The 10,580-nt window shown below is 70.8% G+C and carries 11 protein-coding genes; 5 read left to right on the top strand and 6 right to left on the bottom strand.

The features are described from left to right. Positions 1-45 precede the first annotated feature (45 nt). Entirely contained in the window at positions 46-459 is a 414-nt protein-coding gene (locus L2C96_RS06510) for a VOC family protein (RefSeq protein WP_020418406.1), read from the top strand. Positions 460-547: 88 nt separating this feature from the next. Further along, a complete protein-coding gene (locus L2C96_RS06505; protein WP_237335544.1) occupies positions 548-2,029 on the top strand; it encodes a class I adenylate-forming enzyme family protein in 1,482 nt (493 codons plus the stop codon). Here the strand turns inward: L2C96_RS06505 and L2C96_RS06500 are convergent. Both L2C96_RS06500 and L2C96_RS06495 read right to left on the bottom strand, forming a co-directional pair. Beyond that, a complete protein-coding gene (locus L2C96_RS06500; RefSeq protein ID WP_237335543.1) occupies positions 1,986-2,402 on the bottom strand; it encodes a YdeI/OmpD-associated family protein in 417 nt (138 codons plus the stop codon). The genes L2C96_RS06505 and L2C96_RS06500 overlap by 44 nt on opposite strands. Continuing rightward, positions 2,399-2,794, bottom strand: coding sequence for a VOC family protein (locus L2C96_RS06495; RefSeq protein WP_020418409.1), 396 nt, complete (start codon positions 2,792-2,794; stop codon positions 2,399-2,401). The genes L2C96_RS06500 and L2C96_RS06495 overlap by 4 nt, the downstream gene beginning before the upstream one ends. An 81-nt stretch (positions 2,795-2,875) precedes the next feature. Here L2C96_RS06495 and L2C96_RS06490 point away from each other — a divergent pair, with 81 nt between their 5' ends. After that, entirely contained in the window at positions 2,876-3,811 is a 936-nt protein-coding gene (locus tag L2C96_RS06490) for a helix-turn-helix transcriptional regulator (protein WP_237335542.1), read from the top strand. 6 nt (positions 3,812-3,817) lie between these two features. Here the strand turns inward: L2C96_RS06490 and L2C96_RS06485 are convergent, their stop codons facing one another. From L2C96_RS06485 to L2C96_RS06470, 4 genes are all read right to left on the bottom strand, one after another. Continuing rightward, positions 3,818-4,498, bottom strand: coding sequence for a DedA family protein (locus tag L2C96_RS06485; RefSeq protein WP_020418411.1), 681 nt, complete (start codon positions 4,496-4,498; stop codon positions 3,818-3,820). A 111-nt stretch (positions 4,499-4,609) separates the two neighbouring features. Further along, the gene (locus L2C96_RS06480) at positions 4,610-5,431 is read right to left on the bottom strand and encodes a YceI family protein (protein WP_020418412.1); all 822 of its coding nucleotides are present in this window, start codon (positions 5,429-5,431) and stop codon (positions 4,610-4,612) included. Further along, a complete protein-coding gene (locus L2C96_RS06475; protein WP_237335541.1) occupies positions 5,428-8,058 on the bottom strand; it encodes an MFS transporter in 2,631 nt (876 codons plus the stop codon). Before L2C96_RS06475 ends, L2C96_RS06480 begins: the two co-directional genes overlap by 4 nt. Continuing rightward, a complete protein-coding gene (locus tag L2C96_RS06470) occupies positions 8,055-8,579 on the bottom strand; it encodes a MarR family winged helix-turn-helix transcriptional regulator (protein ID WP_020418414.1) in 525 nt (174 codons plus the stop codon). Before L2C96_RS06470 ends, L2C96_RS06475 begins: the two co-directional genes overlap by 4 nt. Positions 8,580-8,791: 212 nt before the next feature. On the opposite strand from L2C96_RS06470, the gene L2C96_RS06465 reads away from it, so the two are divergent. Beyond that, positions 8,792-10,183: an FAD-binding oxidoreductase gene (locus L2C96_RS06465; RefSeq protein WP_237335540.1), complete on the top strand. Its 1,392-nt coding sequence runs from the start codon at positions 8,792-8,794 to the stop codon at positions 10,181-10,183. 58 nt (positions 10,184-10,241) lie between these two features. After that, on the top strand, positions 10,242-10,505 hold the full coding sequence (locus L2C96_RS06460; RefSeq protein WP_237335639.1) for a type II toxin-antitoxin system Phd/YefM family antitoxin: 264 nt from the start codon (positions 10,242-10,244) through the stop codon (positions 10,503-10,505). Positions 10,506-10,580 lie beyond the last annotated feature (75 nt).

Below are 10,580 nucleotides of genomic sequence, written 5' to 3'. Positions count from 1 at the left end.
ACGTTGTCATTCCTGAGGGGGCTCGATCGGGTGAGAAGGGACTGCATGTCGAAGCTGACCGGAGTGCACCACTTGGCGCTCACGGTGACCGACGTCGACCGGAGTGTGCCCTGGTACGAGCGCGTGCTCGACCTGCGGGAGACCGGGCGGCGGGAGGATCCGGAGACCGGCCTGCGCAAGGTGCTGCTCCAGGCCCCCGGCGACGCGTTCTCGGTGGTCCTGCTGCAGCACCCGGACACCGAGCGCGGCCCGTTCGACGAGCGCCGGACCGGGCTGGACCACGTCGCGTTCACGGTGCCGACCTTCGCCGAGCTCAAGCAGTGGGAGCAGCGGCTCGCGGACTACGGGGTCGAGTACAGCCCCGCCAAGCAGTCGCGCACGCTGCCCGGCTCCGCGGTCATCGTGTTCCGCGACCCGGACGGGATCCAGCTGGAGGTGTGGGCCGGCATCGACTCCTGAGGCCCGGCGCTGTTGATCTGCGCGGTCGACCGCGAGAACCTGGTTCCACCACGCGACCGCGGTGGAAGCGCCAGCCCCCGGAGGACCGATGACGGACCGGATCTTCGACGCACTCGCCGACGCCGCCGCGGACCCGGCCGCCATCGGCTGGCTGTCCGGTGGCCGCGAGATCGGGTTCGCCGAGGTGGACCGGCTGTCCGACCGGTTCGCGGCCGGCCTGCTGCGGCACGGGATCCGGCACGGCGACCGGATCGCCGTCCTCGGCCCCACCGCGCCGGAATGGCTCGTGGTCTACTTCGCCGCGGCCAAGATCGGCGCGGTCGTGGTGGGCCTGAGCGTGCGCTACCGGGAGAACGAACTCGCCCACATGCTGCGTGACTCCGGAGCGCGCCTGGTGGTCACCGTGCCGTCGCACGACGGTATCGACTTCCCCGCGCTGCTCGCCGGCCTCGTCGAGACCGTGGTGACCTTCGGCGGCGACGGCCTGACCTTCGACGACCTCCTGGTCGACGGGCCGACGGCGGAGGCAGGGGCAGCGGTCACCCCGGACGACCCGGTGATGATCATCTACACCTCGGGCACCACCGGCACGCCCAAGGGCGCCGTCCTCACCCACCGCGGCCAGCTCGCGGCGGCTCGCTCGCAGGCCAGGCACATGCGCATGACCGAGCACGACGTCCTGCCGGTCGCCGTGCCGCTCAACCACGTCAGCGGGATCACCTGTTGCGTGCTGGCCGCACTCGTCGCACGGGCGCGCGCGGTCCTGCTGCCCGCCTTCGACCCCCGCGAGATCGCCGGTCTCTTCGCCACCGCGGGCCTCACCCTGTGGGTCGGGGTGCCCACGATGCACACGCTGCTGCTCAACCGTCCGGAGCTGGACGCGGTGGACACCTCGGCGGTGCGGCTGGTCGTCACCGGCGGCGCGAACGCCGAGCCCGCCCTGCTGGAGCGCCTGCACGCCCGGTTCCCGCGCGCCAGGGTGATGAACCTCTACGGGCTGAGCGAGACCGCGGGCGCCGTGTTGATGACGGCGTGGGACGACGACTTCGACACGACCGCGACCACGGTCGGCCACCCGCTGCCGGACGTCGAGATCAGGGTGGACGCCGCCGCGGACGGGACGGGTGAGCTGCTCGTGCGGTCGCCTTCGCTGATGGCCGGCTACCACGGCCGCCCGCGGGAGACGGCCGAGGCCTTCGCCGACGGCTGGCTGCGCACCGGCGACCTCGCGACCGTGACGGACACCGGCGCGGTGCGGCTGCGTGGGCGGGCCAAGGAGATGTTCGTGCAGGGCGGGTTCAACGTGTACCCGGTGGAGGTCGAGAACGTGCTCACCGCGCATCCCGACGTCGTGCTGGCCGCCGGGATCGGGGTGCCCGACCCGGTGCTCGGCGAGATCGGCCGCTACTACGTGGTGCTCGCGCCAGGGGCCACCGCGACCGGCGACGACCTGAAGTCGTTCTGCGCCGGGAAGATCGCCGACTACAAGGTGCCGAAGGAGATCGTCGTGCGGGACAGCCTGCCGCTCACCCCCGCGGGGAAGATCCAGAAGAGCCGCCTGCGCGACTAGCGCCTGCCTCGGGGCTCACGGGCCGGTCCGGGAATGCGCCGCGGGCCTTGGCCAGGTCGATCTGCTCCTGGCCGCGCTCGGTCATCAGGCCCTGCTCGATCATGCGCGCGGCTCGCTCCTGGTTCACCCGGCTCCAGTTGCTGCCCGGCCGCCGCGGGGTGAAGCGCAGCCGGAAGCTGGTCGCGTCGTGCTTGCGGGCGTGGCTGTCGATCCAGCCGAAGCACAACGCCTGCTCGATCGCCTCGCCGTAGCCGACGCTCGGCACGGGGCTGTCCTTGTGCTGGATGACCAGCCAGATCTCCCGCTCGGTGCCGCTGTGCGCGGCCAGCCAGTCCCGCCACTCCGCCGCGGTGCGCGCGCTGTACGTGGTCATCGCAGCATGTCCAGGTAGTGCTGGTTGAACATCACGCCGAGCACGTTGCCGAACGGGTCGACCACCGACGCCGTGACGAAGCCGGGCCCGCGTTCGATGGGCTTCTCGTGCTCGGTGGCGCCGAGGTCGAGCAGCCGCCGGAAGGCGCCCTCGACGTCGTCCACGTGCCAGTAGACGATCGCGCCGTTCGCGCCCGGCTTCTCCGGCGCGTAGCGGCTGTCCTTGATGCCGAGTTCGTGCTGGTGGTCGCCGATGCGGAATTCGAGGTAGGCGGGCGGTCCGTCCAGCGGGCGGCGGAAGTACGGCTCGGCGCCGAGCACTTCGCTGTACCAGCGGGCGGCGGCCTCCACGTCGTCGGCGTAGTAGGTGACGGTGGTGAGTCCTCGCAACATTTTTCGGTCCTTTCTCCGGTGACAGGACCCATGCTCGCGCCTAAAGTGCTCACCAACTGAGCACTTTCCGGAGAGGATTTCGTGCGAGCCGACCGGTTGATTTCCGCGGTGCTGCTGATGCAGGCCCGCGGCCGGGTCACGGCCGCCGAACTGGCCGCCGAACTGGAAGTGTCGGTGGCGACCGCGCGCCGTGATCTGGAGGCGTTGTCCACAGCCGGGATCCCGGTTTATCCACAACCGGGCCGCGGCGGCGGGTGGTCGCTGGTCGGGGGCGCGCGGACGGATCTGAGCGGGTTGTCCGCGGCCGAGGCGCGGGCGTTGTTCCTGCTCGCCGGGCCGGTGGCGGAGTCGGACGACGCGAAGGCGGCGTTGCGCAAGCTGGTGCGGGCGTTGCCGGGACCGTTCCGGGCGGACGCGGAGGCCGCGGCGAGCGCGACGATGATCGACCCGGCCCGCTGGGGTGAGCGCGACAAGACCCGCCCGGAGCTGGTGGACCGCCTGCAGGCGGCGGTGATCGGGCGGCGGAAGGTGCGGCTGGCGTACGCGAACTCGAAGCGGGAGCGCTCGGAGCGGCTGGTCGACCCGTGGGGCCTGGTCGACAAGGACGACGTCTGGTACCTGGTGGCCGGCACCGAGCGCGGCAGGCGGACCTTCCGGGTGGACCGGATCCTGGCCGCCGAAGCGACGGAGGAACCGGCCGGGCGGCCGGACGACTTCACTCTGGCGCAGGCGTGGGACGAGGTGGTCGCCGAGGTGGAGCGGCGCCGGTCCCGCACCTGGGCGACGGTGCTCGTGGAGTCGCGGTTCGCGGATGTGCTGCGGGACCAGTTCGGGCGCCACAGTGAGGTCGTCGCGGAGGAGGACGGCCGCAGCCGGGTCCGCCTTGCCGCGCCGACGCCGCTGGACATCGCCCGCCACCTGGCCGGCTGGGGCGCGCTGATCGAGGTGCTGGACCCCGAGCCGGTCCGCGCCGAACTGGCCCGGATCGGCGCCGAACTGACGGCGCGGTACGGCTAGCTGAAGCTAGGCCGCCGCGGGGTACTCGTTCTCCGGGTCTTCCTCGACCGGGCGGCGCATCTCCTGCCGGTACCGCACGAAGCCGTACCCCGTGCCGACCACGAAGAACGCGACCGACAGCCACACCAGCACGGTCTTGACCCACGGGATCGCGTCCAGCAGGCCGGCGCCGTAGTAGCCGATCAGCACCAGCGTCGGCACCCAGAACACGCCGCCGATCGTGGTGGCGAGCATGAACCGCCGCGGGTCCATCCGTGCGGCGCCCGCGATGAGCGGCGCCAGCGTGCGGATCCACGGGATCCACCTGGCCGCCACGATCGCGAAGAAGCCCTTGCGGTCGAGGAACTCGCGCGCCCGTTCGAGGTTGTGCCGGTTCAGCACCTTGCCCCCGCGTCTGGCGATGAACCGGACGCCGGTCTGCTGCCCGATGTAGTAGCCGACCTGGTTGCCGACCACCGCGACGACGAGCGCGGCCCCGGACAGCAGCCAGGCGCTCGCGTGCGCCCCGTGCGAGGCGAGCACGACCCCGGCCGCGAACAGCAGCGAGTCCCCGGGCAGGAACAGCCCGATGATGAGCGCGCACTCGATGAACACGAAGCTGAGCACGATGACCCAGACCAGCAGCGGGCCGGCTGTGTTCAACCAGCCGACGCCGACGGCTTCGGACGCGGCGAAGTCGAAAGTCACCCGGAAAGCGTACGTGCCGCACGCAACCAACGGTCGACCGATCGGCGGAAAACAGGTGATCGTTACGGAACGCGGTCGCACACCGAACAGGGTGTGCGACCGCGGATCCGCTCACATTTGCGGCAGCGACTCGCCCTGAACAGCCTCGATGTCGAGTTCGATCTTGATGTTCGACCCGATCGCGGCGACGCCGGCACGCACCATCGCGTTGTAATTGATCGCGAAATCGTTCCGGTGCAGTTGCGTTTCCGCGTGGAACGCGACCCGCACCCCGCCCCACGGATCCGGCCCGTAACCGCCGTAGGTCAGGTCCAGCTCGATCGGCTTGCGCTCGCCGTGCAGCGTCAGCTCCCCGGCCAGCGTCCAGGTGTCGGCGCCGCGCTGCCGCAACCCGGTGCTGACGAACCCGATCACCGGGTAGGACTCGACGTCCAGGAACTCCGGCGACCGCAGGTGGTCGTCGCGCATCTTGATGCCGGTGTCGATGCTCGCGGCCTTGATCTCCGCCTCCACCCGCGACTGCTCGGCGGGGCGGCCGATCTCGATGCGGCCGCTGATGTCGGAGAACCGCGCCTTGATGCTGGCGATGCCCAGGTGCCGCGCGGTGGCGACCGCGCTGGAGTGCACCGGGTCGATCGTCCACGGCCCGGCCGGCGGCAGCTCGACCGCACCCGCCACCGGCGTCACCACCAGGTCGCCGAGCGAGCCCGACCCGTCCGATCCGATCTGCGCGGTCCGCGCCACCGGGGCGTACCCGGCGGCGGTGAGGACCGCGGTGTAGACGCCCGCGGGCAGCGGTGGGGTGACCACCGCTCCCGTCTCGTCGGCGACGGCACGGGCGACCTGCTGGCCGCTCATGTCCGTCACGGTCAGCACCGCGTTCGCCACCGCCCAGCCCTCGGCCGTGCGGATCTGCGCGCGCAATCCGCTCATGAGTGCTCCACCCCGTTGTTCGCCGGGTCGCCGAGCTGGTCGAGGACCTGCTCGTAACCCAGCCGGACGTCGTGCTGGATGTCGCCGCCGCCGGGCAGGCTGACCTGGCTCGTCGCGGGCGGGTACCCGCTGGCGACCACGGTGTAGTCGCCCTCCGGCAGGTCGCTGACGACGTACTCGCCGTTCTCGTCGGTCCGCGCGACCGCGGCGACGTTGCCCTCGGCGTCCAGCACCGTGATCCGCGCGTCCGGCACCGGGCGGCCGCCGTCGGTGCGGGCGGTCCCGGCCAGCAGTACGGCGGGCGCGATCTCCACGTCCTGCTGCAGCACACCGCTCTCCGGCACGGTGATCAGCGACGCCACCGGGCGCATCCGGTCGGCGCTCGCGACCAGCGTGTAGGTGCCGGAGCCGACGCCGCGGAAGACGTAGCCGCCCTGGGCGTCGCTGATCGCGGCCCCGGTGACCTCACCACGCGAGTCGGTCAGCGTCACGGTGGCGCCGGCCAGCGGGGAACCCTTGCCCGCCACCCGGACCACACCGCTCAGCTCGCCCGACCCGATGAGGGTGAGGTCGAGCCGCGCGGGACCGTCCGCGACGACCACGCTGGCCGCCTGCGGCTGGTGCCCGGTCGCCGACACGATCAGCACGTAGGTGCCGCCGCCCGGCGCGGCGATGCGGTACCCGCCGTCACCGCCCGCGGTCGCCCGCGAGACCTGGCGGCCCCGCTGGTCGATCAGGGTCAGCGCGGCGCCGCCGACGGGGGTGCCGTCCTGGCGCCGGATGGTGCCGGTGACCGGCTGCCCGCCGGTGCCGAGGGACTGGTCCGCCCCGGCGCTCGCGACCGCGTTCGTGATCGGCGCGGTCTGGGCGGCGAGCTGGTACTCGCCGTGTCCGTTGTCGCTCAACGCATGCCTCCCACCGACTAGCACGGGTTCGCGGTCCTCGTCGAACGCGGCGTCCGCGTCCGCCCAGGTGTCCGCTTCCGCTTCCGCCTTCGCCTTGTCGTCCGGCAGCAGCGCCTCGCCGCCCTCGACCGGCGGCGCGGGCGTGGCCGGGCCACCGGCCAGCGGGATCTCCTTCATGAACGCCAGCACGATCGCGGCGAGCAGGGCGACCCCGGCGGCGACGTAGAAGACGCCGTGCATCGAGTTGGTGAACCCGGTCAGGATCGGGACCTTCACCGCGTCCGGCAGGTTGTGCAGGCCGCTGGTGTCCGCCTGCAGCGCGCTCAGCTGGTTCTGGTCGAAGCCCGCGGGCAGGTTGCCGCCGAAGGCGTCGGCGATCTTGCCCGGCAGCAGGTTGAACAGGATGGTCAGGAAGACCGCGACACCCAGGGTGCCGCCCATCTGCCGGAAGAACGTCGCCGACGCGGTCGACACGCCCATGTCGCGGCGCGGGCCCGCGTTCTGCGCGGCGATGATCAGCGTCTGCATGCAGCCACCGAGGCCGAGACCGATCAGCAGCGCGACGACCAGCGGCTGCCACAGCGGGCTGTCGTAGTGCACCTGCGCGTACAGCACCGCGCCCGCGGCGATCAGGACCGTGCCGACCACCGGCAGGATCTTGTAGCGCCCGGTCTTCGCGGTGATGCGGCCGGAGATCTGCGAACCGGTCATGATGCCCAGCACCAGCGGCAGCATCAGCAGACCCGCCTCGGTCGGCGAGTAGCCGCGCACGACCTGGAAGTACAGCGGGATCATGCTCAGCGCGCCGAACATGCCGAGGCCGACGAGCGTGCCGCCGCCGATCGCGACGCTGAACGTCGAGTTGCGGAACAGCCGCAGCGGGATCAGCGCCTCGTCCTTCATCACGTACTCGACGAAGAGGAAGAGGACGATGCCGAACGCCGCGACGGCGTAGCAGATCACCGACGTGGTCGAGCCCCAGCCCCAGGTGCGGCCCTGCTCGGCGACCAGCAGCAGCGGCACCACGGCGATGGCCAGCGAGACGGCGCCGAACCAGTCGATGCGGTGGTCCTGCCGCTGGTGCGGCACGTTCAGCACCCTGGCGACGACCGCCAGCGCCACGACGCCGATCGGGACGTTGATCAGGAAGATCCAGCGCCACCCGTCGAGGCCGGCCAGGTTGTCGAAGCCGGAGAACAGGCCGCCCAGCACCGGACCGAGCACGGTCGCGCTGCCGAAGACCATCATGAAGTAGCCCTGGTACTTGACCCGCTCGCGGGCGGGCACCACGTCACCGATGATCGTCATGGCCAGCGACATCAGGCCACCGGCGCCGAGGCCCTGGAACGCCCGGAACGCGGCCAGCTCGTACATCGAGGTGGCGAACGTGCAGGCGGCCGAGCCGATCACGAACAACGCGATCGCGGTCAGGTAGAACGGCTTGCGGCCGTAGATGTCGGACAGCTTGCCGTACAGCGGGGTCGCGATGGTCGCGGTGATCAGGTACGCCGTGGTCGCCCACGCCTGCTCGTCGAAGCCGTGCAGGTCGTTGGCGATCTTGACGATCGCGACGCTGACGATGTTCTGGTCCAGCGCCGCGAGGAACATCCCCAGCAGGAGTCCACTGAGGATGGTCAGGATCTGTTTGTGCGTCAGGCGCGGACCCTCGTCCGCCACGGCGCCCGCGACGGGCGCCGGTTGTTCTCTTGTGGAGCGTGTCATGCGCTTTCCCCCTTGCTGCGCGCCGAGATCTGGTCGGCGAGTTGTGGAGCGTGAGCTTCGATCCCCGTGTTGAGCCGGTCGAGGAGCCTGTTCAGGACGCGGCGCTCCTCCTCCGGCCACTCGGCGAGCACCTCGGCCAGCCACCGGTTGCGTTGCCTGCGGTTCTCCTCGAACACGCGCAGCCCCTCGCTGGTCGGCGCGAGCAGGCAGGCCCGTCCGTCCTCGGGGTCGGCGAGGCGCTCGACCAGGCCGTGCTGCACCAGCGAGCTGCTCTGCCTGCTGATCGTCGAGATCTCGGCGTGCAGCGCCTCGGCGAGCTTGCTCGTGCGCTGCGGCCCGTCGTGGACGAGCTGGAACAGGATCGCGTAGGCGGCGCGTTCGATCCCGTCCGGTCCGAGCTTCGCGACCTGCGACTTCGCCTTGGTGAGGAGCCGCATGAACCGGACGAGCTGCACGCCGAGCTCGTCGGCGATGTCGAGCTCGGTGTCCGTGAAGGCCGCTTCCTCTACGGGAGATGGCATGGCCGATCACTCTCTTCGTACGGGATGTCTTATTTGACCGAAGCAACTAGTTGCTCGTGTCAAGGATGCACCCGGGATAGTTGGTTGCGCCACTCAAATAACCCGTCTGTGGTCGACAACACTTTAGTTGCCACAGACAACTGATTTCCGTGGTCGATCACTGCGGAAAATTTTTTCCGCACTGCGGACGTGATGGGCACTACCATAGATGCATGAGCACCGACGCTTTGCTGACGAAACTGCGCGCCGAGCTGGGCAAGGACGCTGTTCTGACCGATGCGGACGTCACCGGGAGCTACTCCCGCGACATGATGCCGCTGGCCCCCTCGGGCCGGCCGTTGGCGGTGGTGCTGCCCTCGGACGTCGAAGGCGTGCAGGCGGTGGTCCGGGCGTGCGGCGAGGCGAAGGTGCCGATCGTGCCGCGCGGCGCGGGCAGCGGGTTGTCGGGCGCCGCGAACGCCATCGACGGGTGCGTCGTGCTCGTGATGACCAAGCTGGACCAGATCGTCGAGATCGACGCGGGCAACCGGCTCGCCGTGGTCCAGCCGGGTGTGGTCAACCTCGACTTCCGCAACGCCGTGGAGAAGCACGGGCTGTTCTACCCGCCGGACCCGTCCAGCTACGACTGGTGCACGATCGGCGGCAACCTGTCCACCAACGCGGGCGGGCTGTGCTGCGTGAAGTACGGCGTGACCACCGACTCGGTGCTGGGCCTGGAGGTCGTGCTCGCCGACGGGTCGCTGCTGAAGACCGGCCGCCGCACCGTGAAGGGCGTGGCGGGCTACGACCTGGCGCGGCTGTTCGTCGGCAGCGAGGGCACGCTCGGGGTGATCACGCAGGCCACGGTCGCGCTGAAGCCGTTGCCGCAGGCGCCGGGCACGCTCGTCGCCGGGTTCGACACGACCGAGGCGGCCGGGACGGCGGTGGCGCGGACCGTGCGCGAGGGCCTGGTGCCGTCGCTGATGGAGATCATGGACGCCAGCTCGATCAAGGCGGCCGAGACGTACCTGAAGACCGACCTCGGCGCCGGTTCCGACTGCCAGGCGCTGCTGCTGTGCCAGTCCGACGCGGGCGGCGAGGTGGCGCGGCGCGAGCTGGCCGCGCTGGAGCAGATCTGCAACGACTGCGGCGCGACGATGACGTACGCGACGGACGACCTCGAAGAGGGCCGGATGCTGATGCAGGCGCGGCGGGTGGTGCTGACCGCGCTGGAGCAGTACGGCGTGTGGCTGACCGACGACGTGTCCGTGCCGCGGACGCGGATCGCCGAGCTGATCGCGGGCTGCCAGCGGATCAGCGAGGAGGTCGGGTTGCGCATCGCGGTCGTCGGGCACGCCGGCGACGGCAACATGCACCCGACGATCGTGTACCAGCCCGACGACGAGGACGAGTTCGCCAGGGCGCGGCGCGCGTTCGACGAGATCCTCGACGTGGGGCTGAAGCTGGGCGGCACGGTGACCGGCGAGCACGGCGTTGGCAAGATCAAGAAGGAGTGGCTGGAGCGCGAGATCGGCCCGGTGGGCATGCGCGTGCACCGGCAGATCAAGCAGGCGCTGGACCCGGAGAACCTCTTCAACCCGGGCTCGATGTTCTCGATGACGTGACGCTGCCAATCCGGGCTGGTGTACGGCGCCTTCGTGGTACACCAGCCCCTTGACCCGGGTGTCAGTTCGCGAGCTCAACCAGAACACCGCAGGGGTCCTGGCTCGCGTGAAGAACGGCGAAGAAGTCGAGATCACCGAACGTGGCGCAGTGGTCGCCCGCTTGGTCCCGGCGCAGCCGGGTCCCCTCTCGGCGCTGCTCGCCACCGGCAAGCTGCGGCCGGCGACCTTGACCGGCCCGGTACCCCGGCCCACCGGGCCGGTCAGGACCGACCACGAAGCGGGCGACCTGGTCCGTCGTCTCCGGGACGACGAACGGTACTGATGATCCATTTCGGCACGGCTGCCCTGGTGAAGTTGATCCGGCGGGAGCCGGAAAGCGATGCGCTGGCGGATTGGC

Origin of the sequence: Amycolatopsis tucumanensis (genome assembly GCF_021654135.1) — a bacterium.
GTDB classification, from domain to species: domain Bacteria; phylum Actinomycetota; class Actinomycetes; order Mycobacteriales; family Pseudonocardiaceae; genus Amycolatopsis_E; species Amycolatopsis_E tucumanensis.
Note: the sequence above shows the minus strand (reverse complement) of the source record. Positions and strands in the feature narration are given on the sequence as shown.

Coding starts and splice junctions, on each gene's coding strand:
- L2C96_RS06465 (WP_237335540.1), top strand. CDS start 8,792: ATGAGCACCGACGCTTTGCTGACGAAACTGCGCGCCGAGCTGGGCAAG.
- L2C96_RS06475 (WP_237335541.1), bottom strand. CDS start 8,058: ATGACACGCTCCACAAGAGAACAACCGGCGCCCGTCGCGGGCGCCGTG.
- L2C96_RS06500 (WP_237335543.1), bottom strand. CDS start 2,402: ATGACCACGTACAGCGCGCGCACCGCGGCGGAGTGGCGGGACTGGCTG.
- L2C96_RS06495 (WP_020418409.1), bottom strand. CDS start 2,794: ATGTTGCGAGGACTCACCACCGTCACCTACTACGCCGACGACGTGGAG.
- L2C96_RS06505 (WP_237335544.1), top strand. CDS start 548: ATGACGGACCGGATCTTCGACGCACTCGCCGACGCCGCCGCGGACCCG.
- L2C96_RS06480 (WP_020418412.1), bottom strand. CDS start 5,431: ATGAGCGGATTGCGCGCGCAGATCCGCACGGCCGAGGGCTGGGCGGTG.
- L2C96_RS06470 (WP_020418414.1), bottom strand. CDS start 8,579: ATGCCATCTCCCGTAGAGGAAGCGGCCTTCACGGACACCGAGCTCGAC.
- L2C96_RS06510 (WP_020418406.1), top strand. CDS start 46: ATGTCGAAGCTGACCGGAGTGCACCACTTGGCGCTCACGGTGACCGAC.